The following is a 25,829-nucleotide window of genomic DNA, read 5'->3' as shown; positions in this document are numbered from 1 at the left end:
ATCCTTCGATCCTATGTTAGACCGAAACATCGTTCCGTGCCCGCGGAATGGCCGTGGTATCGATTGGACCCGATATGAATCCGAACTATCGCAACTTCGCCCTCTGGGCGATCATTGCTCTTCTTTTGATCGCGCTGTTCAACCTGTTCCAAAGCCCAGGTCAGCGCTCCAATTCCCGTGAAGTTTCCTATTCGCAATTTATAGACGACGTATCCAACGGTCGCGTGAAATCGGTGACGATCACCGGCCAGCGGATCACCGGTACTTTTGCTGACAACGGTTCGACCTTCCAGACCTATTCGCCGGGCGATACGGGTCTCGTTTCGCGCCTTGAAGACAAGGGTGTCGCGATCACCGCACGCCCGGAAACCGACGGTTCCAGCTCGCTGATCGGCATTCTCCTGTCGTGGCTGCCGATGATCCTGATCCTCGGCGTGTGGATTTTCTTCATGCGCCAGATGCAGGGCGGCTCGCGGGGCGCGATGGGCTTCGGCAAGTCCAAGGCCAAGCTTCTCACCGAAGCGCACGGCCGCGTGACCTTCCAGGACGTCGCCGGCGTAGACGAAGCCAAGCAGGACCTTGAGGAAATCGTCGAATTCCTGCGTGATCCGCAGAAATTCCAACGTCTGGGCGGCAAGATTCCGCGTGGCGTTCTGCTCGTTGGCCCTCCCGGCACCGGTAAGACGCTTCTGGCGCGCTCGGTCGCGGGCGAAGCCAATGTGCCATTCTTCACGATTTCCGGTTCGGACTTTGTTGAAATGTTCGTCGGCGTCGGTGCGAGCCGCGTCCGCGACATGTTCGAGCAGGCCAAGAAGAATGCGCCCTGCATCATCTTCATTGACGAAATCGACGCAGTCGGCCGTCATCGCGGCGCCGGTCTCGGCGGCGGCAATGACGAACGCGAACAGACGCTCAACCAGCTTCTGGTCGAGATGGACGGTTTTGAAGCCAACGAATCGATCATCCTGATCGCGGCAACCAACCGTCCCGACGTTCTCGATCCCGCACTGCTGCGCCCGGGCCGTTTCGACCGTCAGGTCGTGGTGCCGAACCCGGATATCGTCGGTCGTGAACAGATTCTCAAAGTGCATGTGCGCAACGTGCCGCTCGCACCCAATGTCGATCTCAAGGTTGTCGCACGCGGCACGCCGGGCTTCTCCGGTGCCGATCTCGCCAACCTCGTCAACGAAGCCGCCCTCATGGCCGCGCGCCGCAACAAGCGCCTCGTGACCATGCAGGAATTCGAGGACGCCAAGGACAAGATCATGATGGGTGCGGAACGCCGTTCCGCCATGACGCAGGAAGAAAAAGCCAATACGGCCTATCACGAGGCAGGCCATGCCATCGTTGCGCTCAACGTGCCGAAGGCAGACCCTGTTCACAAGGCAACCATCATTCCGCGCGGCCGTGCGCTTGGCATGGTGATGCAGCTTCCGGAAGGCGACCGTTACTCGGCCACTTATACCTGGATGGTGTCGCGCCTTGCCATCATGATGGGCGGTCGCGTGGCCGAAGAGCTGAAATTCGGCAAGGAAAACATCACCTCCGGTGCTTCCTCCGATATCCAGCAGGCCACCAAGCTCGCCCGTTCGATGGTTACGCAATGGGGCTATTCGGACAAACTCGGCCGCGTGGCTTATGGCGACAATCAGGAAGAAGTCTTCCTCGGCCATTCGGTTTCCCGCACGCAGAACATTTCGGAAGAAACCGCGCAGATCATCGATGCCGAAGTGCGTCGCCTGATTGATGAGGCCTATGCCGAAGCGACCCGCATCCTGACCAAGAAGAAGAAGGACTGGATCGCGCTTGCCGAAGGCCTGCTCGAATATGAAACGCTCTCCGGCGACGAGATCAAGGAACTGATCGCGGGCAACAAGCCGTCGCGCGATCAGGGCAGCGATACGCCGTCGCGCGGTTCAGGCGTTCCGAAGGCTGGCAGCCCGCGCAAGCGCAAGGGCAGTGAGCCAGGCAGCGAACCGGGTATGGAGCCGCAGCCGCAATAAGCTGCTCGAAAAGAAATGCAGGAAGCCGGGCTAGTCCCGGCTTTCTGTTATCCGGCTTTATGGGGCTTGTCGCAAAGGCTCGTTAAGGATTTCGGCGCATCATACTGCACCAGCTTACGACTTTGGACGGGGGAAGGACGAACTTGCCGCCAAAGACGAAATTGCATTTGTGAAGGTTTTCGCGTTAAGAACAGCGAAAATCTGCTGCCCGGCCAACCGGCAGCCATTGCTCGCCGATCATTTTGGGCGGCATATATTTGAAGACAGAGAGCAATTCATGGCTCAGCGCAAGGCGAAACAGATGGCACGCAAATATTTTGGAACCGATGGCATTCGCGGACAGGCCAACAGCTTTCCGATGACCCCGGAAGTCGCCATGAAAGTCGGCATGGCGGTGGGTCACATCTTCCGTCGCAAGGGACAAGCTTCGCGCGTCGTGATCGGCAAGGATACGCGCCGTTCCGGCTACATGCTGGAAAACGCGCTGGTGGCCGGTTTCACTGCCGCAGGCATGGATGTTTTCCTGCTTGGCCCGATCCCGACGCCTGCCGTTGCGATGCTTTGCCGCTCGCTGCGCGCCGATATCGGCGTGATGATCTCGGCATCGCACAACCCGTTCTACGACAACGGCATCAAGCTTTTCGGCCCAGACGGATACAAGCTTTCCGACGAGATCGAATTGAAGATCGAGGCGATGATCGATGGCGATCTCTCTCCATATCTCGCCAGCCACGGCGATGTCGGTCGCGCCAAGCGCGTCGATGGTGACATTTATCGTTATATCGAATTCGCCAAGCGCACGCTGCCGCGCAATATCGACCTGAACGGTCTGCGCGTCGTGGTCGACTGCGCCAATGGCGCGGGCTACAAGGTTGCCCCGGCTGCGCTGTGGGAACTGGGCGCGGAAGTCATCACCATCAACAACGAGCCGAACGGCATCAACATCAATGAGGATTGCGGTTCGACGCATCCGATCGGCCTGATGAAAAAGGTTCATGAAGTGCGCGCCGATGTCGGCATTGCGCTCGATGGCGATGCCGACCGTGTGCTGCTGGTCGATGAAAACGGCACGGTCATCGACGGCGACCAGTTGATGGCCGTCATCGCCGAAAGCTGGGCGGCGAGCGACCGGCTTGAAGGCGGCGGCATCGTGGCGACCGTCATGTCCAATCTTGGCCTCGAGCGCTTCCTTGCCCGACCGTCATCTGACGCTGGCCCGCACCAAGGTGGGCGACCGCTATGTGGTCGAGCATATGCGCGAGCACGGTTTTAATGTCGGCGGCGAGCAGTCCGGCCATATCGTCCTGTCCGATTTCGCGACGACGGGTGACGGCTTGATCTCGGCCTTGCAGATTCTTGCCGTCGCGCAGGAGCAGGGCAGGCCGATCAGTGAAGTCTGCCGCAAGTTCGATCCGGTGCCGCAGCTTCTCAAGAATGTTCGCACCGCTGGCGGCAAGCCGCTGGAGAACAAGCGCGTGAAAAGCGCAATCATTGAGGCAACCGAGCGCCTTGGCGGTCAGGGCCGTCTGGTTATCCGCCCGTCCGGCACCGAACCGCTCATCCGCGTCATGGCGGAAGGCGACGACCGCGGTCTGGTGGAAAAGGTCGTCAACGACATTATCGACGTGATCTCATCCGAGGGCAGTGCTGCCGCCTGATCACTCCATGAGCAATTTCAGCAAAGCGCGGGTTCTGTCCCGCGCTTTTTGTTTGGCGCGTCCCGAAGAGTGAGAACCGACAGCTGGATCACTGCCGGTATATTAGTGATTCTTAATGAGCTTGGTAAAAAAACAAGGTTAAGTCGGATTTAACTTTTGCCGAATAGTCTTCCCCACAAACATCCGTACCGTCGCTTCCGGCGGCGTGATTCTCCGATGGGGCAGACATATGAAAAGTCTTACGAAAACTCTTTTTGCCGGTGTGGCGGCATCGGTTGCCCTCACGGCCATGGTATCTGTCGCGCTGGCGGCCGATATCATCGAACCTGTGCCGGAAGTCCCTGAAGTCGTTGTCGCTCCGCCTGCCGTTGGCGGCTGGTATCTGCGCGGCGACATTGGCTACTCCAAGGCCAAGTTCAAGGATGCGGATTACGCAACCATTGATAATTGCGACACTTGCGGCAGCGGCTCGCCGACCTTCGGCAGCAACACGCTCTACGGCGACCTGAAGGGCTCATTCCTTGTGGGCGGCGGCGTCGGCTATCAGGTGACGGATTATTTCCGCACCGACCTTACGGTCGACTACATGACCCGCGCCAAGTTCGACGGCCATACCTATGGTTCGGCCTGTAACGGCGATATCAACTGCGCTTCCGACGAGCGCGGCCGTTTCTCCGCACTTTCCATTCTGGCGAATGCCTATGTCGATCTCGGCAATTTCGCCGGCTTCACGCCTTATGTCGGCGCCGGTATCGGCGGCACCCGCGTAAAGTGGGGCGATCTCGACGATGTTCGTTATGGCGGCACGCAGGAAGGCGCTGCCAACTGGCGCTTTACCTATGCGCTCATGGCTGGCGCATCGGTCGACCTCACGCATAATCTCAAGCTCGATGCGGGCTATCGCTATCGCCATATCAATGGCGGCAAGATGTTCGAGGGCAACCAGTGGATCGGTGACGGCTACGACAAGGGCATGAATGTGCACGATGTGCGCGTCGGCCTGCGCTACATGTTCGGCGGTGCGGCTCCGGCCTATGCGCCGCAGCAGGTCTCCACTATCGTGGACGGCCCGGTTTACAAGTAAGCCGAAGATACAGCAAAGCAATCAGGGCCCGGTTATCCGGGCCCTTTTCGTTTAGAGCGCGTTTCAACAGGTTCTGGACAGACGCGCGCCCTTGCGGCAGATGCTTTAGAAACACGGTAAACAGATCCCTATATTCATGCGATCTTAACCATGTCCGTTCATACATGATGATACATTCATAAGCGGGGATTTCATCATGTCCATGCAATGGCGTGCCTTCTGTTCGCCGGCTGCGCTGCTGGCCGGATTATGCATCGTATCGCAGTCCTTTGCCGCCGATCTCGATATGATCAGCTATGAGCCGGGCGCTCCGGCGCAGCAGCCAGTCGAGGTTGGGTCCGGCTGGTATCTGCGCGGCGATATCGGCTACAACATCTCCTCCAAGGTCAAGGTCCAGACGGAGACAGCTTTCTGGAGCGCGTCGCAAGGCTACGATCTGGACAAGAATGTCGTGCCGTCCGTGGGCGTCGGCTATCAGTTCACGGATAATCTGCGCGGCGACGTGACGTTCGGTTATTCCAAGCAGAGCTTCGATGATCTGGACGTCGATGTTCGCAGCTGGGATATGATGGCCAATGCCTATGTCGATCTCGGCAATTACTACGGTTTCACGCCTTATCTGGGCGCCGGTCTCGGCTTTGCCAATGTGCGTTATTCCATCGATACGGTCTATGGCGCATACAAGGCGGATGATGATTATCGGCTCGCCTGGGCGCTGATGGCTGGCGTGGGCATCGATGTGGCCTCCAATATCAAGCTCGATGTCGGCTATCGCTATGGGGTTATCGAGGGGGCGGATATTGCAAGCGCGGCAGGCATCACCCTGAGCGACAAGGACATTCAGTCCCACCAACTGCGCGCCGGTGTGCGCTTCACGACCTGGTAATACCCAGGTCTCATCGAGACTTGGTCAGGCCCGTGCGGCCATTGAGCATTTTGCGTTAGCAATTTAACGCCCTGCTATAATTGCAGCGGGCCCTTTGGGCCCGCCTTGCAGTTCATTGTTTCAGGTTTGGCGAATTTTTGGTTTTCATATACGGCCCAAATCCTTACAGGTGAACGAATGCGTCGAACGCATTTCCTGAAAGGGGGGAGGGTTATGAAAGCAATCGCAGCATTTTCAGATTTCGTAGGCCGGACTTTCGCCGTCTGGGTCATTATTTTCGCTGTTCTCGGCTTCGTCCTGCCGTCGACATTCAGCGTATTTGCGCCGTGGATCGTGGTTCTGCTGGGCATCATCATGTTCGGCATGGGCCTGACGATTTCCGGCAAGGATTTTGCCGAGGTCGCCAGACGGCCTTTTGACGTCGCCATCGGTGTGCTGGCGCAGTTCATCATCATGCCGCTTCTGGCCGTGCTTCTGACGCGCATCATCCCCATGTCGCCGGAAGTGGCTGCGGGCGTTATTCTGGTCGGCTGCTGCCCCGGCGGCACGGCCAGCAACGTCATGACCTATCTGTCCAAGGGTGACGTGGCGCTGAGCGTTGCCTGCACCAGCGTCACCACGCTGCTTGCGCCGCTCGTGACGCCATTTCTGGTCTGGTTCTTCGCCAGCCAGTATCTGCCGGTCGATGCGATGAGCATGTTCATCAGCATCGTGAAGGTGATCCTCGTGCCGCTGGCGCTCGGCTTCGTGTTGCAGAAACTGGTTCCCGGCCTGGTCAAGGCGGCCATCCCCATGCTGCCGCTGGTGTCGGTCATCGGTATCGTGCTCATCGTGGCCGCCGTGGTCGCGGTCAACAAAGCCGCCATCGCGCAATCCGGCCTGCTGATCTTCGCGGTCGTGTTCCTGCACAACGGCTTCGGTCTGCTGCTTGGCTATTTCGCGGCGCGTTTCGCAGGGCTGTCGCTTGCCAAGCGCAAGGCGATCAGCATCGAGGTCGGCATGCAGAACAGCGGGCTTGGCGCCGCGCTCGCCAATGCGCATTTCTCGCCGCTGGCGGCAGTGCCGAGCGCTGTCTTCAGTGTCTGGCACAATATCTCCGGCGCGCTGATTGCAAGCTACTATGCGCGCATGGAAGACGAGCCGACGGAGACGCAAACGGTCACGCGATAAGGAAATTCTACCCGCCCGAAGCAATTCGGGCGGGTTTGATGAAAATATTCCACGAAAGCCGTATTGAGGAAAAACGCGCTTTCGGCTATCCCGGTAAGTGGGCCACGTCTCCCCAACGAGACGCGTGCTATCTGAGAGGATAGAAACAACATGACGACGATTGCGAAGCCGGCAGTTCGCCCGGCTAATCCTAATTTTTCATCCGGTCCCTGTGCAAAACGTCCCGGCTGGTCGCTGAATGCGCTGGTCGATGCGGCACTTGGCCGTTCGCACCGCGCGAAAATCGGCAAGACCAAGCTCAAAGAGGCCATCGACCTTACCCGCGAAGTGCTGCAGGTGCCTGCCGATTACCGTATCGGCATCGTGCCCGCTTCCGACACCGGCGCTGTCGAAATGGCGCTGTGGTCCATGCTGGGCGCGCGCGGCGTCGATATGGTCGCCTGGGAAAGCTTCGGCGCAGGCTGGGTCACGGATGTGGTGAAGCAGCTCAAGCTCGAAGACGTTCGCACCTTCGAAGCGCCCTACGGTGAGATTGTCGATTTTTCCAAAGTCGATTTCGACCGCGATGTGGTCTTCACCTGGAACGGCACCACGTCGGGCGCGCGCGTCCCGAACGCCGATTTCATTCCGGCAGACCGCAAGGGCCTGACCTTCTGCGACGCGACCTCTGCCGCTTTCGCGCAGCGTCTCGATTTCCCCAAGCTCGATGTCGTCACCTTCTCTTGGCAGAAGGTGCTGGGCGGCGAGGGCGCACACGGCATCCTGATCCTTTCCCCGCGTGCGGTGGAACGTCTGGAAAGCTACAAGCCCGCATGGCCGATGCCGAAGATTTTCCGCATGACCAAGGGCGGCAAGCTGATCGAAGGCATTTTCGTCGGCGAAACCATCAACACGCCGTCCATGCTCTGCGTGGAAGACTATCTCGATGCGCTGAAATGGGCGAAGTCGCTCGGCGGCCTCGATGCGCTGGTTGCGCGGGCCGACGCCAATTTCGCCGTCCTGAACGATTTCGTCGAGAGGACGCCGTGGATCGCCAATCTGGCCGTGAAGCCGGAAACGCGCTCCAACACCTCCGTTTGCCTGACGATCGTCGATCCGGAAGTAACCGCCTTGTCTGCCGACGAGCAGGCTGCTTTCGCCAAGGGCATCGTCACTGCGCTCGACAAGGAAGGCGTCGCCTATGACATCGGCGCTTATCGCGACGCGCCTTCGGGCCTGCGCATCTGGGCCGGTGCGACGGTGGAAGCTTCCGATCTGGAAGCGCTGACGCATTGGCTGGATTGGGCTTTTGCAACGCAGAAGGCTGCGCTTAAAGCTGCGGCTTGAGCAGATCCATGCATGACACCGTGGTCCGCGTTGGGGCGGCCACGGTCCGCATTCCCCCATTACAGCGCATTTCCTGAAGCAGAACGGTCTGCGTCATCACAGGAAATGCATGGTTTGAAAATGTTTGAAGGAGGCCTCAATGGCACCTCGCGTTCTCGTATCCGATAAGCTTTCGCCCACTGCCGTCCAGATTTTCAAGGATCGCGGCGTGGAAGTCGACTATCTGCCCGATCTCGGCAAGGACAAGGAAAAGCTTCTCGAAGTCATCGGCGATTATGACGGTCTGGCGATCCGCTCGGCCACCAAGGTCACGGAAAAGCTGATTGCCGCCGCCAAAAAGCTCAAGGTCGTCGGTCGCGCCGGTATCGGCGTCGACAATGTCGATATTCCGGCGGCTTCGCGCCGCGGTATCATCGTCATGAACACGCCTTTCGGCAATTCGATCACCACTGCCGAACACGCCATCGCGCTGATGTTCGCTGTCGCCCGGCAATTGCCGGAGGCAGACACATCTACCCGCGCCGGCAGGTGGGAAAAGAACCGCTTCATGGGGGTCGAAATCACCGGCAAGACGCTCGGCGTCGTCGGCTGCGGCAATATCGGTTCGATTGTCGCGACCCGCGCCATCGGCCTGAAAATGCATGTGGTGGCTTTCGATCCGTTCCTGTCCGAAGCCCGTGCGCAGGAACTGGGAGTTGAAAAGGTCGAGCTGGACGAACTGCTCGCCCGCGCCGATTTCATCACGCTGCACACGCCGCTGACCGACAAGACCCGAAATATCATCAACGCGGAAAACCTCGCCAAGACCAAGCCGGGCGTGCGCATCGTCAATTGCGCGCGCGGCGGGCTGATCGTGGAAAAGGACTTGGTGGCAGCACTGAAATCCGGCCATGTCGCAGGCGCCGGTATCGACGTCTACGAAACGGAACCGGCTACGGAGAACGAGCTGTTCTCGCTGCCGAATGTCGTCTGCACGCCGCATCTTGGCGCGTCGACGGCGGAAGCGCAGGAAAATGTCGCGCTTCAGGTGGCCGAACAGATGTCGGACTATCTCGTGAAGGGTGCCGTTTCCAACGCCATCAACATGCCATCGATCACCGCGGAAGAAGCACCGCGCCTCAAGCCGTTCGTAAAGCTTGCCGATGTGCTTGGCGCCTTCGTCGGTCAGGTGACGGACGAGCCGATCCAGGAAGTGGAAGTGCTGTTCGACGGTTCCACCGCCACGATGAACACGCGCGCGCTCCTGAGCGCGGCCCTCGCAGGTCTCATCCGTCCGCAGGTTGCCGACGTCAACATGGTTTCCGCGCCGATCATGGTGAAGGAACGCGGCATCATCGTTTCGGAGGTCAAGCGCGACAAGTCGGGCATCTTCGACGGCTATATCAAGCTGACGGTGAAGACCACCCTGCGCGAGCGTTCGATCGCGGGCACCTGCTTCTCGGACGGCAAGCCGCGTTTCATCCAGATCAAGGGAATCAATCTCGACGCCGAGGTCGGTCCGCACATGCTTTACGTCACCAACAAGGACGTTCCGGGCATGATCGGCCTGCTTGGCACGATCTGCGGCAAGCACAATGTCAACATCGCAAACTTCTCGCTTGGGCGCGATCATCCGGGTGGCGACGCGATTGCCATGCTCTATGTGGATGAACAGATTCCACAGGCAGCACTTGACGAACTGACGGCTCAAGAGGCAATCAAGGCGGCAACACCGCTTGAGTTCAACGTCGGAGAAGTTTGAGAAAATGGTTGAAGAGATGGTACAGCCGGAATGGCGGCGCATGCACGAGCATGATATTGCGAGCGTGACCGCCGTCGCCAATGTTGTCCATCTCGATTTCTTCGAAGATGAGGCGGTCTTCCGGGACCGCTTCAAACTCTATCCGGCAGGCTGCTTCGTGCTGGCCCGCGAGAACGAGATTCTGGGTTACGGCGTCAGTCACCCGTGGAAGCTCGATACGGTTCCGGCCCTCAACGCCGTTCTGGGCGCGCTGCCGGAAGACACCAATACCTATTACATCCACGATATTGCACTTCTGCCCGAAGCCCGCTCCGGCGGCGGCGCCACCCGCGTCGTCGAGCTGATGGCGTTGCAGGCCGAGCGTGATGGTTTCGTCACCATGTCGCTCGTCGCCGTCAACGGCTCGCAGGGCTTCTGGGAAAAGAAGGGCTTTGTGGTGCGCGATCTCCCGGCGCTCGAGGAAAAGCTGAAAAGCTATTCGGAGGATGCCCTTTATATGGTCCGCGCCGGCTAGGTCGCAGATATTCCGATTCTGGCGGTCTGCAAATGGCGTGATTTTTCGCTTCCGGTGCTCACGTACTTTTTTAAGTACGCTGCGCGCCGGTTCTCAAATCGCACCATTTTCGCCACGCCATAAACGGAATCTCAAGCGACCCAAGCGCCCATCGCTTCTGGTGGCGTTCAAAAATCGGGAATTTCTTGCACGAAAGAGTCGCGCAATCCCGTTTCAATCTGTATAGAGACGAGGGATCAGCACCCTGTAGCCTCAGCTGGCGATGACCGGGCCGCTTCGATCCTTGGATTTTCAAATAGAAGCCAAGGAGTTTCTTCAATGGCAAATGTGGTTGTCGTCGGGTCGCAATGGGGCGACGAGGGCAAGGGTAAGATCGTTGACTGGCTGTCCGAACGCGCCGATGTCATCGTGCGCTACCAGGGTGGTCATAATGCAGGTCATACGCTGGTCATCGACGGCGTCAGCTACAAGCTTTCGCTGCTGCCATCCGGCCTTGTACGCGGCAAGCTGAGCGTCATCGGCAACGGCGTCGTTGTCGATCCGCATCATTTCGTTTCCGAAGTCGAGAAACTGCGAGCGCAGGGCATCGACATCAATCCGGACGTGCTGCGCATTGCCGAAAATGCCCCGCTCATCCTCTCCATCCACCGCGATCTCGATGCCATGCGCGAAGGCTCCAATTCGGGCCTCAAGATTGGCACGACCAAGCGCGGCATTGGCCCGGCTTATGAAGACAAGGTTGGCCGTCGCGCCATCCGCGTCATCGATCTGGCCGAGCCGGAAACGCTTGAGCCGAAGGTCGAACGTCTGCTCGCCCACCACAATCTGCTGCGTCGCGGCATGGGCCTTGAGGAAATCGCGGTCGAAACCATTCTGACCGAGCTGACCTCGGTTGCCGACCAGATCCTGCCCTATATCGATCAGGTCTGGCGCGTTCTCGACGAACGCCGCAAGGCGGGCGACCGCATCCTGTTCGAAGGCGCGCAGGGCGCGCTGCTCGACAATGACCACGGCACCTATCCTTTCGTGACGTCCTCCAACACGGTTGCCGGTCAGGCTGCCGCCGGTTCGGGCCTCGGTCCGACGGCCATCGGCTATGTGCTCGGCATCACCAAGGCCTATACGACCCGCGTCGGCGAAGGCCCGTTCCCGACCGAACTCAATGACGAGATCGGCGAATTCCTCGGCACCAAGGGCCATGAATTCGGCGTGGTGACAGGCCGCAAGCGCCGCTGTGGCTGGTTCGACGCCGTGATCGTGCGCCAGACGGTCCGCACCTCCGGCATTACCGGCATCGCGCTGACCAAGCTCGATGTTCTCGACGGCCTGGATGAAATCAAGATCTGCGTCGCCTATGAACTCGATGGCAAGCGCATCGACTATCTGCCGTCCTCCATGGGCGCGCAGGCTCGCGTCAAGCCGATCTATGAAACGCTGCCGGGCTGGTCGGAAACGACCGCAGGTGCGCGTTCGTGGAACGATCTTCCGGCGCAGGCGGTCAAATATGTCCGCCACATCGAAGAACTGATCGGCGCGCCGGTGGCCATGCTTTCCACCAGCCCGGAACGCGAGGATACCATCCTCGTCACCGATCCGTTCCACGACTGATTGTTTGCAGTCAATGAGCGATATCTTCGGAGCGGCTTTTTCGGAAGCTGCTCCGATTTCGTTTCGGCCGTTGTACAAAGAACGCAATCGGCTGCATAAAGCTTCGCAACAGGGTGAATTTTGCCACTATTTCACCGCATCGTTTTGAAAGTCTTCGCTAAATCGTAGCCGGAGACTTTGCTTTCCCTTGATTATTGTGATTATTGGGACATTTATTGCATCCTGTGCTTATTGTTCATCTGGACGGGCGGAAACCGGGTAAGACGGAATGGCGGATTTTGTAGCGGTACTGAAAAAGACGATCGATGCGCAGGCGGATAAGTCTCCTGAATTGCGCCAGCGCGTTTATGCGAAAGCGCGTGCGACGATCGAGCAGAAGCTTGTCACGGCAAACGCCTCGCAGGCCGTGGCTGTCCGCCAGCGTAATATTCTCGAAGACGCCATTGCCGAGGTTGAAGCCTTTTATGCGCCGCCCGCCACCCCGCCGGAGCCGCCGGTCGAGGATGCGCTGGATGATTTTCTGCAGGAGGCGAATCGCGCTGCTGTGGATCGTGCGCCGTCCCATGACGACGAGCCTGCATTTTCCGCCGCCCCGCACGATGAGCGCCGCGGCCGCGTTTCCGGCGAGGATGACGACGAACCGGCTTTCGTGGCCGAGCGCAACGACGACTGGAAGCTGGACCGCGCCAAGGAAAAGGCGCAGGCCCGCCGCAGCGAATATATCGAGCGCACGTCCAAGAAGGAGAAGCGCTCCTATAAGGGGCCGGTTGTCGCGTTGATCGCAGTTCTGGCTCTCGGAACCGCTGGCTACGTTGTCTGGAACAACAAGGACAAGATTCAGGAACTCGCGTCGAGCCTTGGCCGCAGCGACGCGCCTGCGACCGGTTCCGACAGCCAGACGCAGCCTCAAGACACGACGCCGCCAGCCGACAGCAATGCGGCGACGACGGGCGGCGAACAGACGCCGGAACAACCGCAACAGCCTGCGGGCGAGCAGAAGCTGACGCAGCGGTTGATGCCGGACGGCAGCGAAACCGATAGCGGGCCTGCCGGTGGCGCGAACGGGATCGGGGAGGGCACCTCCACCGCCGCTTCCACCCCTGCACCTGCCGAGACGAACTCGCCAGCGGGCGCGCAGCCCGGACAGAACCAGACCGTCGCCGTCGGCCAGCAGGCGCTTCTTTATGAAGAGCGCGGCGGTGCGGGGTCGGATTCGGTCGAGCGCGGCAATGTGGTCTGGTCGGTGATCGAGGAAAGCCCGGAAGACGGCCAGCCTGCGCAGCCCGCCGTGCGCGCAACCGTCACGATGCCGACCAGCAAGGTCGAGCTGAAGATGACCATTCGCAAGAATACGGACCAGTCGATTCCAGCAAGCCATCTGATCGAAATGGTATTCACGGTGCCCGAGGGCTTCTCTGGAGGCGTGGTGGATAATGTACAGCGCGTCACCTTCAAAGACACGGAACAGGCGGCGGGCAATCCGCTGATCGCCGTGCCGTCGAAGATCGGCGATAATTTCTTCATCGTATGGCTGAACGACGCCCGCACCGCGCAGGATACCAATCTATCGCTGATGCGCCGCCTGCAATGGATCGATATTCCGATCTCCTACCGCAATGGCCGCCGCGCCCTTATCAGCCTTGAAAAAGGCGTGCCGGGCGAGAAGGCGTTCAACGACGTGCTGGGTGCGAATTAATCTTCCCGCAAAACGAAAAAAGGCCGCTTCGAGCGGCCTTTTTGTTTGCTGACGAACAGGATTACTTCTTTTCGGCAAAGGCCTTGATTGCCTTGGCGACTTCGTTCTGCGCGGCTTCCGCGCTGTCGAAGCCTGCGAGTTCCACGACCTTGCGGCCTTCCGGCAGCTGCTTGTAGACGCGGAAGAAGGCTTCGAGACGCTGCTGTTCGATCTTAGGCAGATCGGTGATTTCCTTGATGTTGTCATAGGTCGGATCGATGTCCGTGGTCGGCACGGCAACGATCTTGTCGTCCTGGTCGCCGCCGTCGATCATCTTCAAAACGCCGATGGGACGAACCTTGATGATTGCGCCCGGAACAATCGGCTCACGCGTGTAGATCAGGGCGTCGAGCGGGTCGCCATCACCGGCAAGGGTGCTGGTGATCGAGCCGTAATTGGCCGGATAAACCACAGGCATGGACTGATAGCGGTCGACGACGATATGGCCGGTCTTGTCGTCGATTTCGTATTTGGTGAAGCTGCCCTGCGGGATTTCGATAGCCGTGAAGAACTCCTTCCCGTCCTGTTCCTTCTGCGGATAGTCGAGGAAGGAGACATATTCGGAAGCAGATGCGGCGGTGGCAGCGGTAAGCGCGATAGCTGCGGCGAGCAGGAGCTTTTTCATGGGATGACCTTGAAGCTGGGGTGAAACACGCCCTCGTCCCTAAAGCCAATCCATTACAGTTGTTTGACGGTTTTATATCGGTTGGATGACGGTTTCGACGAGGAAGCGCCTGCGATACTCCGCCGGGCTGATGCCGATCTTCTGGCGGAAATGATGGCGGAGCGTGTGGGCGCTTCCAAAACCGACCGAAGCGGCGATATCATCGATGCTTGCCTCTCCTTGCGAGAGCAGTTCCTTTGCCGCTGCGACGCGCTCCATGGTGAGCCAGTCGCCGGGGGTGGCGCCGGTCGCCTCGGCAAAGCGCCGCAGGAATGTGCGCGGGCTCATCCGGCATTCCGCCGCCATGCGCTCGATTGTCCATTCCGCCGCCAGACTGGCGCGCATCCTGTCCAGAACCGGGCTGATTGCCGTGCCCTCGCGCCTCGTCACCGGCCGTTCGAGGAACTGTGCCTGCCCGCCGGTGCGATGGGCGGGCATGACCAGCCGTCGGGCAACGGAATTCGCGGCGAGCGCCCCAAAATCCTGCCGCACGATTTCGATCAGGAGGTCCATTCCCGCCGCGCTTCCAGCCGAGGTGAATATGCGATCATGTTCGCGGTAGAGCGATGCATCATCGACATCGATTTCGGGGTGCCTTTTGCGCAGTGCCTCGGCATGGCGCCAGTGCGTGGTGGCGGTGCCGCCGTCGAGCAGACCCGTCGCGGCCAGCACGAACGCGCCCGAACAGATGGAGGCAAGGCGTGCCCCGCGCCGGTGCGCGCGGCGCAGCCTTTCGCTGACCGCTTCCGGCACCGGAATGTCCGCACCTTTCCAGCCCGGAACGATGATGATGTCGGCTTCGTCGATCAGGTCGGAACTGCCATCGGGCGTGATGAGCAAACCGCCGTGCGCGCGCAACGGACCCTCTTCGATCGGGCAGCTGGCAAAGCGATACCAGCCCCGTCCCATTTCCGGCCGGGGCAGGCCAAAAATTTCGGCGACGATGCCGAATTCAAAAGTGCAAAGCCGGTCATAGAGCAGTGCTACGACGAGCGGGCCTTGCAGGTCTGGTGTGCGGTTTGTCATTATCTTTACGTATATTGTCAATCTCGCCAATTGCAAGCGCATTGGCAAATAGGCGAAATCTTCCTGAAGAAAACAGGAGATCGTCCATGGACAGTGCAGCCAAGACCGGGGAAAGATCAGCCGTGACGGCTATTCCACCAGCACCGAGCGGGGTGGCCCGCGAACATTTCGCGGCAGAATTCACCTTCGAAACCGATTGTTCGGACGTGCACGACGCCTTGTCGAAAGGCGCCGATTTCGTGCTTCTGGACGTGCGCAGCCCAGCGCTTTTTGCGGAAGGTCACATACCGGGCGCGATCAATCTGCCGCACGGGAAGATCATCGCGTCAAAGATGGCGGAGTGGCCGCAGGATACGGTTTTCGTCACCTACTGCGCCGGGCCGCATTGCAATGGCGCGGCACGGGGCGCCTTGCGGCTCGCCAACCTCGACCGTCCCGTCAAGATCATGGCGGGCGGGCTGACAGGCTGGATGGATGAGGGGTTTGAACTCACGAAAGGCGAGGCGGGCCGGTAGTATTCAAATAGTTCTGCCGCAAAATGTTTTCCCATTCTGCGGCAGTAAAAGGATCAGCAGAGCATATCTGAAACGCGCTTTAGGCGTGCGCTTCCTCGACATGGTTCAGCGCTTTCTGCTGCTTGAAAGCTGCGGCCTTGACCGCGGCCTGAACCTTTTCAAAGGCACGCACTTCGATCTGGCGCACGCGCTCGCGGCTGATGCTGAACTCGCTGGAAAGATCTTCCAGCGTCATCGGGTCGTCGGAGAGGCGGCGGGCCTCGAAAATGCGGCGTTCGCGGTCGTTCAGCGTATCCATCGCCTGTTCCAGCATGGAGCGGCGGTTGTCCAGCTCGTCCTGTTCGATCAGGATCTGCTCCTGGCTGCTGCTGTCATCGACCAGCCAGTCCTGCCATTCGCCCGATTCACCTTCCGAAGCGCGCAGCGGCGCATTCAGCGAGGCGTCACCGGACAGGCGGCGGTTCATGGACACCACTTCGTCTTCGCTCACATTGAGCTTGGTCGCGATCTGCTTGACCTGATCGGGGTTGAGGTCGCCGTCGTCGAGCGCCTGAATCTTGCTCTTCATCTTGCGCAGATTGAAGAACAGGCGCTTCTGATTGGCGGTCGTGCCCATCTTCACAAGGCTCCACGAGCGCAGGATATATTCCTGGATCGAAGCCTTGATCCACCACATGGCATAGGTGGCAAGACGGAAACCGCGTTCAGGCTCGAAACGCTTGACGGCCTGCATGAGACCGACATTGCCTTCCGAGATGACTTCACCGATCGGCAGGCCATAGCCGCGATAGCCCATGGCGATCTTGGCCACGAGACGCAGATGGCTCGTCACCAGCTTGTGGGCGGCCTTGGGATCGGTATGTTCGTGATAGCGCTTGGCCAGCATATATTCTTCCTGCGGCTCAAGCATGGGAAAACGTCGGATTTCTTCCAGATAACGGGTAAGACCGCCGTCACCTGACGTGATGCTTGGGAGATTCATCTGGGCCATAGAGCACCCTCCTTTATGATTTCAGGTTCCCGTCTGGCGAACCTGTCGCGGGGGCTGCCTCCTGCACTTCCCTCTCGCGAGCCTCCATATATAGGCATGATTTTGGCAAAAACACGATCCTTTAACTCATGAAACAAACTGTCACTACAATGTGAACGTTGGTCAGGGGGCAAAGGTTTCGCAACCGTATGAAATGTAAGGTGGCGGAGCATTTTCCCTGTCACCGGAAATGCTCCATCTCTTTGTTCTCAAGCATTATCCGGCACGAAACCGCTTCGCGCTATTGCTGGAAATGCTTTGGTGTTGAGAGAGCGGTTTCACCACAACCGCGCCCCCGATCCCGGTGTTGGTCAGCCTTCAGACCTATCAGTTGTCCATCCTTCCGGCCAACCGTGACGGTTGCCAGTATTATATAGAATGCTTCCGGAAATTTTCCAGAAGGTGCTTCATATCTTCCGGCACCGGCGCTTCAAAACGCATCAGTTCCCCGCTGGATGGATGGGTGAAAGCCAGAAGAAAGGCATGCAAGGCCTGCCGGTGGAAACCGCGCACGGCCTCCTTCAGCGGTTCCGGCAGCTTGTTGGCCTTGGTCTTGTAGGCGCTGCCATAATCCATGTCGCCGACAAGCGGATGGCCGATATGGGCCATGTGCACGCGGATCTGGTGGGTGCGGCCGGTCTCAAGGCGGCATTCGACGAGCGAGGCGAGCGCGGTCGCGTCTTCGCGGGGGCCGAATTTTTCGACCGTGGCATAATGGGTGATGGCGTGGCGGGCATCATCGCGCTCTTCATTGACCACGGCCTGCTTGGTGCGGTCGCGGTGCGAGCGCCCGAGATGGGCGTCGATGTAGCCCTGCGGCCGTTCGGTCATGCCCCAGACGAGGGCGAGATAAGCGCGCTCCAGATCGCCGGTGCGGCCATGGTCGGCAAATTGTTCGCTCAGATGCCGGTGCGAAAGATCGTTCTTGGCAACGACCATGACGCCGCTCGTATCCTTGTCGAGGCGATGGACGATGCCGGGGCGGCGGATTCCGCCGATGCCCGACAAGCTATCGCCACAATGATATATAAGGGCATTGACCAGTGTTCCCGTCCAGTTGCCGTTGCCGGGGTGAACGACAAGCCCGGCGGGTTTGTTGATCACGATGAGATCATCGTCCTCGTAGAGAATATCGAGCGGGATGTTCTCGGCAATCGGTTCGGCTGGCTCCGGTTCAGGCAGCACGACGGCGATTGTCATGCCTTCGCGCAGCTTCTGCTTGGTTTCACGGGCGGGCACGCCGTCGATGGTCACATGGCCTTCGGCAATGAGGGACTGCACGCGGCTGCGCGAGAGGTCCGGCCCCAATGCTGCGGCCAGCCACTGGTCGAGACGCTTGCCTGTGGCATCGGAGTCGGTCGTAAGCTCTTTCACTCGTGTCTTCCTTGTTGAGAGCGGCTCTGTCTTAACGAAATCGTCAGAACTGCTCTGTCTCTTGATTTTACCGCATTTATGCGACGTCAAATGTTTCCATTTGGCTGCAAAATGCTCTATCACGCGCCACACGCCGTAACACGGCGCAGTTCGAACCGGAGTCGTTGAATGCAGGATCCACACTATCCAAGATACCAGAATCATCAGGATTCGGGTTATCAGGACTATCAGCAGGGCTATTACCCGGATGAACAGGGCGAGCCCGCGCTTGATCCAGCCATGGAACGTGTGCGCCGCAAAATGATCCGGCTTCTGGCCGTCTCCATCGGTGTCATGCTGATCGGTCTTATGGCGGTGCTTGTCGCCGTTGTCTACAAGATCAATCGTGCGCCGGAAACCCCGGTTGACGAAGCCCGTTCCGATATTCCCGGACAGGTCGCGCCTGCGCCCGCAAAGCCGGAGCCGCCGAAGCTGATCGAATCGCAGATCAACCTGACGCCCGGTACCCGCCTTCTTTCGCAAAGCCTTTCGGGTAACGAACTTTCTCTGGAAACGCTGCTGCCGGACGGCGGCACGGAACTCATCATCTATGATTATCGCGAGTCCCGCATCATCGGCCGCATCAAGCTCGGCAATGTCGAATAGAGCAGTTCCGTTTAATACGGAATCGTGGAACCGCTCTGTCTATTTGTTTTAAAGCATTATCCTGCGCAAATCCGCACCGCACTTTTGCTGGAAATGCTCCAGGACAAACTGATCAGGGCGGCATGATTGCCGCCCTGTTTCTTTCTGCCTGCGAGGATTGCGCTTTTTCCTTTTGGCGCTTATATCAGCAATATGGCTCAGGCGCCCATCGTCTAGCGGTCAGGACGGCGCCCTCTCACGGCGCAAACAGGGGTTCGATTCCCCTTGGGCGTACCAGCAAATTCAATCAATCGCTATTCCACAGCAACTCTCCTTTGGAGGGCATGCTGGTCGGTGATTTTGCACGTTATCCCGCGCACGCTAATCCCGAACGCGATATTGAGCGCACCCCTTTTCGCGCGGACATGAATCGGGGGAACGCGGCCTGTCCGTCCTGTCATTGTATTGAAGAGCTTCATCAAAGCCCGGGCAGGCGCAGTGCCTGTCACCGGTCTTTCGATTTGGCCGGGAAGGCGCTGCACTCCCTTTAAGTGGCCTTTCCTCATCGCAAGGCTGACCCACCTCGTTTATTCCTTGCTGATGAAGCCGGTTCAGGTTAGTTATAAATAAATAGGTAGTATTTATAGCATTCGTAGAGCGTATTCGGCGGAATTTTATCTTTTAGGAAGATATGATGGGGAATCGTTCAAGTGGTTATGACGGGTCCAGCGTATTAGATACTGGTGTTTTAGTTAGTTTGATTATTGTGGCTTCGCCAAATCTCCTTGGAGCGGAAAAGCCAATTTTTAATGCTGCCCGCTTTATTTCGGAGCGATATGCCTTCTACGAAGTCTTAATTATCGCTAATGATTCTGATCGCTATGCAGATGACGCCCTACAAGTATTGGGGCGAGAAGTAGCACAGTTGCGGCTTCTGCAGATCGATGGCGACAATGACTTCGATGATCTGGCTATCCATGGTTATCAGGAAGCGATTGGGGATACGATTATCATATCCTCGTCCGACGAACTGCCATTTATCGATCTTGAAGTATTGCTCGCACCCATTCGGGCGGGTGCTCAGTTCGTGCGCCTTAAGCGCAAAGGCAGCTCATTTTTTGCGAGGGCCGTCGCTTCAGCCATGCGCGTCCTCACCGGTTTCGAAGTAGACATACGTTATTATCGTACACTCGCGCTGGGACGCCAGATCGTGAGCGATCTGCTAAAGATACCGTTTCAGTCGCATTTGATCCGTTTTACGGTCGCAGGCCATATCCGCAATCAGAAGACCGTTACGGTTGAATTGCCGCGGGTCCGCGGTTCGGTAAGGCATCTGGTCTCGCGGCTTGAATTGGTCTTGCATCTTATCTCAGTGTCGTCGGTTCGTCTCCTGCGTCTTGCCACTGCCTGCTGTGCGCTGCTGTCCCTGGGCGCGCTTTTCACCATGACGTATCCGGTCTTGCTTTGGGCAATCGGGTGGAACGTCATGGAGGGCTGGAGCTCGACAATTGCCATGATCAGTGCCTGGGCGTGCATACAGTTCGCTGCCGCCGCAGTGATGTGCCTCGGCATTTCGCGGGCGCTCGAACTCCAGCAGGCCCGGAACACGCCGCGCGTGGTCGGGGATCGTTTGATCGGCGATCTGTTCCGGCGCTCCAATCTTCTCAATGTCGAAGACGCGACACTTTCGGTCGATGCCGTTCATCAAAATATGCCGAAGGAGTTGCGGCCTTGACCAAAGCAGCCGTCGGATCAGCTTCATCCGTTCCGGACACAGACGTCCCAGCCTATGAGGTCATGGAGTTTGCGCCGAAGACGGCCCGCTATTGCATCGTAATTCCCGTGATCAACGAGGGTGAACGCATTAGCAGGCAGCTTGTCGATATGCATCGCCTTGGCCAGGCGCAAGCCGCTGACATCATCATTGCAGACGGCGGCTCCAAAGATGGTTCCCTGAAGCATGCCATGTTGCGCGCCAATGGCGTGTCGGTGCTTTTGACCAAGACGGGGGGCGGCAAGCTGTCGGCACAGCTTCGGATGGCTTATGCTTACGCGCTTGATCGCGGATATGAGGGCATCATTACCATCGACGGCAATGGCAAGGACTCCGTTGAGTCCATCCCACTGTTCATCGATGCTTTGGACCGCGGTGTCGATTACGCGCAAGCTTCGCGGTTCATTTCGGGTGGCAAGGCTATCAATACGCCGCGTTCGCGCGAACTGGCGATCAAGTTCCTCCACGCCCCGATACTCAGCCTTGCGGCTCGTCGTCGTTATACGGACACCACGCAGGGTTTTCGTGCTTATAGCCGTCGCTATCTGCTGCACCCGCGCGTCCAGCCGCTGCGTGACGTCTTCATGACCTATGAGCTTCTGGCATATCTCACGGTTCGCGCCTCGCAACTTGGCCTGAAGACTGAAGAAATTCCGACGACCCGCGCCTATCCAGATCATGGCCCGATCCCGACCAAGATCAATATGGCCGGCAACATCGGTCTCATGAAGATTATCTTCTGCACTTTGGCGGGCCGCTACAATCCATGAATATAGTTTGTGCCGATGCCATGGATGGCAATTATGATGTGATTATTGTGGGGGCGGGATTCTATGGCTGTGTCCTTGCGGCCCATCTGTCGGAACTCGGTTATCGAGTTCTTCTGAGCGAGCGGGCAGGTGAAGCCATGTCCCGCGCCTCGGCGGTAAACCAGGCGCGCGTGCACACCGGTTTTCATTATCCACGCAGCCTCGTAACCGCATTGCGGTCGCTCCATAACAGGCCACGCTTTATCGAGGATTACAGCGAGGCGCTGGTCTCGGATTTCCAGATGCTCTACGCCATCGCAAGGCATGGCACCAAGGTTAATGCGCAACGTTTCTATGGCATGTATAAGGCCATGCACGCGCCAATTCAGGAAGCAACACCATCGCAGCGCGCGATGTTCGATGCCGGTCTGATCGAAGATGTATTCGTCTGTGGCGAGGATGCGTTTGACTATACGATTCTGCGAAGCAGCGTTTTCCGGCGTCTTGAAAAAACCGGCGTTACAATCGCTTTCCACTGCCCCGCGAATACGGTCCGTGCGCAAGGGGACCAGCTGACGGTTGAATTCGCGAGCGGGAAAAGGGCGCAGGCGGCACGCGTATTCAACGTCGGTTACGCCCAGTTGAATGCGCTTCTGATGGCCAGCGGTCTGAGACCGCTACCGCTCAAACATGAACTGGTCGAGATTGCCTTGGTCGAACCGCCTCCGGCGCTGCGGCCATTTGGCGTGACCGTGATGGACGGGGATTATTTTTCGTCCATGCCCTATCCGGCCCGAAAAGCCTATTCGCTCACGCATGTTCGCTATACCCCGCACCATAACTGGACCGACGATATCGCACCCTTCAGCGCCTACGACATGGCAGGGCAAATGGAAACGGGGACACGTTGGAAACATATGGTGAACGATGCGCGGCGCTATATGCCGGCAATTGGCGATGTTCGGTGGATCCAATCGCTTTACGACGTGAAGACCGTTCTCATCAAAAACGAACACGATGACGGCCGCCCGATACTCTTGCAGCATCACGACGACATGCCCGGCCTGTGGTCTGTTCTCGGCAGCAAGATCGACAACATCTATGATTTGCTCGAGTTGGTGGAATGATGAGGTTTGATCGCAAGCGCATTCTGGAATTCCAGCGCTTTTTCGCCGCAAGCCTGGGCGGCGTGATCTTCGATATAGCGCTGTCCTACGTGCTTGTTCAATTTTGGGGGATGGGCGTTCTGGCCGCCAGCGCTGTTTCGTTATTTACCGCTGCGGCTCTCGTGTATTTCGTCCATGAGCATTGGACCTTCGGCGGCGGTGGCCGCTTTTCGATCAGGCGGCTGGTACAAACGCTGATAACGGCGCTGACTGCTCTAGTCACGCGCGCGCTGGTCTTGACCAGTTTATCCTTTTTACTCGGCGACAAGTTGATCTTGTTCCAGCTTGGCACCGCAGTCACGGCATCCTTTCTCGTAAATTATCTGCTTGTTCGGCAAATCATGCATCGCTCCGGCAGGGCGAGTGCTTGAAGACTCTGGAAAAAAACATGGCATCGGCATTGATCGGATATACTGGGTTTGTCGGTTCAAACTTGCTTCGCGCCCGCAGTTTCGACGACCTCTACAATTCTTCCAATATTGGAAACATTGTCGGCAAGCATTACGACCTGCTGGTCTGCGCTGGCGTTCCGGCGGTTAAGTGGAAAGCCAATAAAGAACCCGACCGGGATCGGGAGCAAATCGCTGCACTGATCGACCCGCTGTCGAAGGTGACTGCCGATCGCTTTATTCTGATTTCGACGATTGACGTTTATTCGAACCCGTCCAAGCTACATGACGAAAGCAAAGATCCTTTCGATCCGGAAGCACAGCCTTACGGAAAGCACAGGCTTGAAGTTGAAAAATGGGCCACCGCGCATTTTTCCGATACTATGATAGTTCGTCTTCCTGCTCTCTTCGGACCCGGTCTGAAGAAGAATGTGATCTTCGATCTGCTTCACGACAACCAGACCGACAAAATCGATCCGGCAAGCAGTTTCCAATGGTATAGCCTTGATCGTCTTTGGAATGACATCGAGACTGCCGGCCACGCCGGTCTCAAGCTGGTCAATCTTTTTCCCGAGCCGGTCCCCACACGCGCAATTCTCGATAAGCTGTTTCCCGATGCTTTCGTCGGTAAGCCTTCTGACGCGCCTGTATCCTACCGGCTTTGTACGCGACATGCCGGGGTTTTTGGTCAGACGGGTCGCTATATCGCACCGGCCAGCAGCGTAATGGACGATATTGCCAAATTCGTCGCGCGGGAGAGGCAAAATGGGGGCAACTAAAGCGCGGCTTCGCTATTCAATTTCCAATATTGCCTGGCCGGAAACTGCCGAGGAAGAAGCGATTGCCCTTGTCGCCGAACTCGGGCTCGATGGTATCGAGATCGCTCCATTCAGAATTTTTGGCGCTCTTTCCGATGTCAGCGAAGAAACAGTGCGTCTCTATCGCAAACAGCTTCAACAATGCGGGCTGGCCATACCGGCGATGCAGGCCATCTTGTTCCCAGCGTCCGAGGCGCGGCTGTTCGGTACGCAAAGTGAGGAAGAAGCGCTTTATGAGCGTTTGAACCGTGTTGCAGATATTGCCGGGTGGCTTGGCGCTGGAGCCTGTGTTTTTGGCGCTCCTGCACTGCGCAATCCCGGCGACATGACGCTCTCCGATGCCATGAACGACGCGCAACGCTTCTTTCGCGCCGTTGCGCCCCTTTTTGCCGCGCGCAATTCGGCTTTATGCTTCGAAGCCAATCCGGAAATCTATAATTGTCGTTTCATTACACACACCCTCGATGCGCTGGCGCTTGTTGGAGCGGTCGGCATGCGTGGCTTCGGCCTGCAGTTCGATTCAGGCACTTATTTCGCCAATGATGAATCTCACATGGTGGATGGAGCCGTGCTGTCAGCGGCGCGGCATTTTCATGTCAGCGAACCAAATCTCGTACCGATTGGCAGTTCTGGCGTGGATCACGCACAACTCGGCGCCACATTGCTCGGCAGTGCTTATAGCGGCTGGATAAGCGTGGAAATGCGCCAAACCGATAACTGGAAGCAGGCAATCAGGAACTCTGTCCAGATTCTGGAAAAGCACTATGGAAAACGCACAGCCGCAGGTGCTTTCCATGGCTAAGCGTCTTGTCCTGATCGGGAATCAGGCTTTCTCCGTCGTCAACTTTCGGGGAAGCCTGTTGAAGGATTTGTCGGAGCGCGGTGTCGCGTGTTTTGCGCTGGCGCCGGGTTACACGGATGCAACGCGGTCAGCGGTGAGGGAACTGGGCGCTACACCGATCGATCTCACGCTTTCCAGAACGGGCATGGACCCCTTCCGGGACCTCTTCGCATACCGCGAAATATCAGCCCGGATTGCTGAAATCCGGCCCGACATCACTCTGGGTTACACACCCAAGCCCGCCATCCTTGGCACCCTGGCCGCAAAGAAGGCCGGGGTTCCCAAACGTTTTGCCATGATCGAGGGGTTGGGGTGGGCCTTTGGAGCAGGCGGCACGATTATGGAGGAACTGAGACGCAAGGTAGCGCGCGGCGTATCCGTGGCGCTCTACAGACAGGCGCTCGCTGCTGCAGACAATGTGTTTTTCCTCAACGAAGCCGATGTGAAGGATTTTGAAGGTCTCGACCTGCTTCGGCCCGGACAGGCCATATTGCTCGGGGGCATCGGTGTCGACCTTGATTACTGGACCCGGCAAAGGCCAAAGCCCGCAACACCAGCATTCGTCATGATGGCGCGAATGATCCGCGACAAGGGAGTGTATGATTTTGTAGCTGCTGCACAGCAGCTTCGGCGGGAAAACATGGATGCCCGTTTCATCTTGCTGGGCGATCTGGACCTGCATCCGGGGGCGGTGCGGAGGTCTGAGCTTCAGGGCTGGGTGGAGGACGGCGTTCTCGAATGGCCCGGCCATGTGGAACCCAAGCCATGGCTTGAAGAGAGCAGTATCTTTGTCCTCCCCTCATTCTATCGAGAAGGGGTTCCGCGCAGTATCCAGGAAGCGATGGCAATGGAAATGCCCATCATTACCTCCACGGTTCCGGGATGCCGGGATACTGTAGAGGAGGGGAAAAACGGGCTTCTGGTGCCCCCTCGGGACCCGGCGGCTCTCGCTGCGGCTATGCGCAAGCTGGCCGAACGACCAGATCTGATCAAAGAAATGGGAAAGAATAGTCGAAAAATCGCGAAACAAAGATTCGATGATAAGCGTTCAAATCGCAGAGTGATAGACGCCCTGCATTTGTAGATACTTATATCCATGAATGCATTTGGGGGATTGACGATCAGGTAAGTGTT

22 protein-coding genes, 1 tRNA gene and 1 pseudogene are annotated in these 25,829 nt (G+C 58.1%); 20 read left to right on the top strand and 4 right to left on the bottom strand.

The window, feature by feature from the left end; all coding sequences use genetic code 11:
- Nucleotides 1–74: 74 nt before the first annotated feature.
- The 10 genes and pseudogenes from ftsH (at nt 75) to OINT_RS10105 (ending at nt 13,686) form a co-directional block, all read left to right on the top strand.
- A complete protein-coding gene (gene ftsH / locus OINT_RS10150) occupies nt 75–2,003 on the top strand; it encodes an ATP-dependent zinc metalloprotease FtsH (RefSeq protein ID WP_006473328.1) in 1,929 nt (642 codons plus the stop codon).
- A gap of 301 nt (nt 2,004–2,304) precedes the next feature.
- Nucleotides 2,305–3,661 (top strand): annotated as a pseudogene (gene glmM / locus OINT_RS10145) (phosphoglucosamine mutase).
- Between the two features lie 229 nt (nt 3,662–3,890).
- Entirely contained in the window at nt 3,891–4,745 is an 855-nt protein-coding gene (locus tag OINT_RS10140) for an outer membrane protein (RefSeq protein WP_006473330.1), read from the top strand.
- Nucleotides 4,746–4,941: 196 nt separating this feature from the next.
- The gene (locus OINT_RS10135) at nt 4,942–5,631 is read left to right on the top strand and encodes an outer membrane protein (RefSeq protein WP_006467704.1); all 690 of its coding nucleotides are present in this window, start codon (nt 4,942–4,944) and stop codon (nt 5,629–5,631) included.
- 213 nt (nt 5,632–5,844) lie between these two features.
- On the top strand, nt 5,845–6,801 hold the full coding sequence (locus OINT_RS10130; RefSeq protein ID WP_006473331.1) for a bile acid:sodium symporter family protein: 957 nt from the start codon (nt 5,845–5,847) through the stop codon (nt 6,799–6,801).
- 150 nt (nt 6,802–6,951) lie between these two features.
- On the top strand, nt 6,952–8,127 hold the full coding sequence (locus OINT_RS10125; RefSeq protein WP_006467701.1) for a phosphoserine transaminase: 1,176 nt from the start codon (nt 6,952–6,954) through the stop codon (nt 8,125–8,127).
- Between the two features lie 139 nt (nt 8,128–8,266).
- Entirely contained in the window at nt 8,267–9,868 is a 1,602-nt protein-coding gene (serA, locus tag OINT_RS10120; protein ID WP_006473332.1) for a phosphoglycerate dehydrogenase, read from the top strand.
- A 4-nt stretch (nt 9,869–9,872) separates the two neighbouring features.
- A complete protein-coding gene (locus OINT_RS10115) occupies nt 9,873–10,382 on the top strand; it encodes a GNAT family N-acetyltransferase (RefSeq protein WP_006473333.1) in 510 nt (169 codons plus the stop codon).
- Nucleotides 10,383–10,700: 318 nt separating this feature from the next.
- Complete coding sequence (locus OINT_RS10110; protein WP_006467698.1) at nt 10,701–11,990, top strand: adenylosuccinate synthase; 1,290 nt, start codon at nt 10,701–10,703, stop codon at nt 11,988–11,990.
- A gap of 268 nt (nt 11,991–12,258) precedes the next feature.
- Nucleotides 12,259–13,686, top strand: coding sequence for a hypothetical protein (locus tag OINT_RS10105; protein WP_006467696.1), 1,428 nt, complete (start codon nt 12,259–12,261; stop codon nt 13,684–13,686).
- A 61-nt stretch (nt 13,687–13,747) separates the two neighbouring features.
- On the opposite strand, the gene OINT_RS10100 is transcribed toward OINT_RS10105, so the two are convergent.
- A complete protein-coding gene (locus OINT_RS10100) occupies nt 13,748–14,350 on the bottom strand; it encodes an inorganic diphosphatase (RefSeq protein ID WP_006467695.1) in 603 nt (200 codons plus the stop codon).
- A gap of 72 nt (nt 14,351–14,422) precedes the next feature.
- Nucleotides 14,423–15,415 carry a transcriptional regulator FtrA gene (gene ftrA / locus OINT_RS10095; protein WP_006473334.1) on the bottom strand — a complete coding sequence of 331 codons (993 nt, stop codon included), beginning with the start codon at nt 15,413–15,415 and terminating at the stop codon, nt 14,423–14,425.
- Between the two features lie 86 nt (nt 15,416–15,501).
- On the opposite strand from ftrA, the gene OINT_RS10090 reads away from it, so the two are divergent.
- Nucleotides 15,502–15,930 carry a rhodanese-like domain-containing protein gene (locus OINT_RS10090; protein WP_006473335.1) on the top strand — a complete coding sequence of 143 codons (429 nt, stop codon included), beginning with the start codon at nt 15,502–15,504 and terminating at the stop codon, nt 15,928–15,930.
- A 79-nt stretch (nt 15,931–16,009) separates the two neighbouring features.
- Here the strand turns inward: OINT_RS10090 and rpoH are convergent, their stop codons facing one another.
- Together rpoH and OINT_RS10080 are read right to left on the bottom strand one after the other, a co-directional pair.
- Nucleotides 16,010–16,921, bottom strand: coding sequence for an RNA polymerase sigma factor RpoH (rpoH, locus tag OINT_RS10085; protein ID WP_006467693.1), 912 nt, complete (start codon nt 16,919–16,921; stop codon nt 16,010–16,012).
- A 408-nt stretch (nt 16,922–17,329) separates the two neighbouring features.
- Nucleotides 17,330–18,334, bottom strand: a complete 1,005-nt coding sequence (locus OINT_RS10080) for an RluA family pseudouridine synthase (RefSeq protein ID WP_006473336.1) — start codon at nt 18,332–18,334, stop codon at nt 17,330–17,332.
- Nucleotides 18,335–18,502: 168 nt separating this feature from the next.
- Between OINT_RS10080 and OINT_RS10075 the strand changes: the two genes are divergently transcribed.
- The 9 genes from OINT_RS10075 to OINT_RS10030 all read left to right on the top strand — a co-directional run bounded on the left by OINT_RS10075 (nt 18,503) and on the right by OINT_RS10030 (nt 25,779).
- The gene (locus OINT_RS10075) at nt 18,503–18,979 is read left to right on the top strand and encodes a hypothetical protein (RefSeq protein ID WP_006467691.1); all 477 of its coding nucleotides are present in this window, start codon (nt 18,503–18,505) and stop codon (nt 18,977–18,979) included.
- Between the two features lie 201 nt (nt 18,980–19,180).
- A tRNA-Glu gene (locus OINT_RS10070) sits at nt 19,181–19,255 on the top strand.
- A 397-nt stretch (nt 19,256–19,652) separates the two neighbouring features.
- The gene (locus OINT_RS10060; RefSeq protein ID WP_138920921.1) at nt 19,653–20,693 is read left to right on the top strand and encodes a glucosyl transferase; all 1,041 of its coding nucleotides are present in this window, start codon (nt 19,653–19,655) and stop codon (nt 20,691–20,693) included.
- Complete coding sequence (locus OINT_RS10055) at nt 20,690–21,502, top strand: glycosyltransferase family 2 protein (protein ID WP_006467688.1); 813 nt, start codon at nt 20,690–20,692, stop codon at nt 21,500–21,502. The genes OINT_RS10060 and OINT_RS10055 overlap by 4 nt, the downstream gene beginning before the upstream one ends.
- Nucleotides 21,499–22,608, top strand: coding sequence for an FAD-dependent oxidoreductase (locus OINT_RS10050; RefSeq protein ID WP_006467687.1), 1,110 nt, complete (start codon nt 21,499–21,501; stop codon nt 22,606–22,608). Before OINT_RS10055 ends, OINT_RS10050 begins: the two co-directional genes overlap by 4 nt.
- On the top strand, nt 22,605–23,018 hold the full coding sequence (locus OINT_RS10045) for a GtrA family protein (RefSeq protein ID WP_006467686.1): 414 nt from the start codon (nt 22,605–22,607) through the stop codon (nt 23,016–23,018). The genes OINT_RS10050 and OINT_RS10045 overlap by 4 nt, the downstream gene beginning before the upstream one ends.
- A gap of 17 nt (nt 23,019–23,035) precedes the next feature.
- Nucleotides 23,036–23,815, top strand: coding sequence for an NAD-dependent epimerase/dehydratase family protein (locus OINT_RS10040; protein WP_006473339.1), 780 nt, complete (start codon nt 23,036–23,038; stop codon nt 23,813–23,815).
- Nucleotides 23,802–24,656 (top strand): sugar phosphate isomerase/epimerase family protein, encoded by an 855-nt coding sequence (locus OINT_RS10035; RefSeq protein WP_006473340.1) that lies wholly within the window; start codon nt 23,802–23,804, stop codon nt 24,654–24,656. The genes OINT_RS10040 and OINT_RS10035 overlap by 14 nt, the downstream gene beginning before the upstream one ends.
- Nucleotides 24,649–25,779: a glycosyltransferase family 4 protein gene (locus OINT_RS10030; RefSeq protein WP_230349217.1), complete on the top strand. Its 1,131-nt coding sequence runs from the start codon at nt 24,649–24,651 to the stop codon at nt 25,777–25,779. Before OINT_RS10035 ends, OINT_RS10030 begins: the two co-directional genes overlap by 8 nt.
- Nucleotides 25,780–25,829: the final 50 nt, after the last annotated feature.

It is taken from the genome of Brucella intermedia LMG 3301 (assembly GCF_000182645.1).
Lineage (GTDB): Bacteria > Pseudomonadota > Alphaproteobacteria > Rhizobiales > Rhizobiaceae > Brucella > Brucella intermedia.
Note: the sequence above shows the minus strand (reverse complement) of the source record. Positions and strands in the feature narration are given on the sequence as shown.

Coding starts and splice junctions, on each gene's coding strand:
- ftsH (WP_006473328.1), top strand. CDS start 75: ATGAATCCGAACTATCGCAACTTCGCCCTCTGGGCGATCATTGCTCTT.
- OINT_RS10140 (WP_006473330.1), top strand. CDS start 3,891: ATGAAAAGTCTTACGAAAACTCTTTTTGCCGGTGTGGCGGCATCGGTT.
- OINT_RS10135 (WP_006467704.1), top strand. CDS start 4,942: ATGTCCATGCAATGGCGTGCCTTCTGTTCGCCGGCTGCGCTGCTGGCC.
- OINT_RS10130 (WP_006473331.1), top strand. CDS start 5,845: ATGAAAGCAATCGCAGCATTTTCAGATTTCGTAGGCCGGACTTTCGCC.
- OINT_RS10125 (WP_006467701.1), top strand. CDS start 6,952: ATGACGACGATTGCGAAGCCGGCAGTTCGCCCGGCTAATCCTAATTTT.
- serA (WP_006473332.1), top strand. CDS start 8,267: ATGGCACCTCGCGTTCTCGTATCCGATAAGCTTTCGCCCACTGCCGTC.
- OINT_RS10115 (WP_006473333.1), top strand. CDS start 9,873: ATGGTTGAAGAGATGGTACAGCCGGAATGGCGGCGCATGCACGAGCAT.
- OINT_RS10110 (WP_006467698.1), top strand. CDS start 10,701: ATGGCAAATGTGGTTGTCGTCGGGTCGCAATGGGGCGACGAGGGCAAG.
- OINT_RS10105 (WP_006467696.1), top strand. CDS start 12,259: ATGGCGGATTTTGTAGCGGTACTGAAAAAGACGATCGATGCGCAGGCG.
- OINT_RS10100 (WP_006467695.1), bottom strand. CDS start 14,350: ATGAAAAAGCTCCTGCTCGCCGCAGCTATCGCGCTTACCGCTGCCACC.
- ftrA (WP_006473334.1), bottom strand. CDS start 15,415: ATGACAAACCGCACACCAGACCTGCAAGGCCCGCTCGTCGTAGCACTG.
- OINT_RS10090 (WP_006473335.1), top strand. CDS start 15,502: ATGGACAGTGCAGCCAAGACCGGGGAAAGATCAGCCGTGACGGCTATT.
- rpoH (WP_006467693.1), bottom strand. CDS start 16,921: ATGGCCCAGATGAATCTCCCAAGCATCACGTCAGGTGACGGCGGTCTT.
- OINT_RS10075 (WP_006467691.1), top strand. CDS start 18,503: ATGCAGGATCCACACTATCCAAGATACCAGAATCATCAGGATTCGGGT.
- OINT_RS10060 (WP_138920921.1), top strand. CDS start 19,653: ATGGGGAATCGTTCAAGTGGTTATGACGGGTCCAGCGTATTAGATACT.
- OINT_RS10050 (WP_006467687.1), top strand. CDS start 21,499: ATGAATATAGTTTGTGCCGATGCCATGGATGGCAATTATGATGTGATT.
- OINT_RS10045 (WP_006467686.1), top strand. CDS start 22,605: ATGATGAGGTTTGATCGCAAGCGCATTCTGGAATTCCAGCGCTTTTTC.
- OINT_RS10040 (WP_006473339.1), top strand. CDS start 23,036: ATGGCATCGGCATTGATCGGATATACTGGGTTTGTCGGTTCAAACTTG.
- OINT_RS10035 (WP_006473340.1), top strand. CDS start 23,802: ATGGGGGCAACTAAAGCGCGGCTTCGCTATTCAATTTCCAATATTGCC.
- OINT_RS10030 (WP_230349217.1), top strand. CDS start 24,649: ATGGCTAAGCGTCTTGTCCTGATCGGGAATCAGGCTTTCTCCGTCGTC.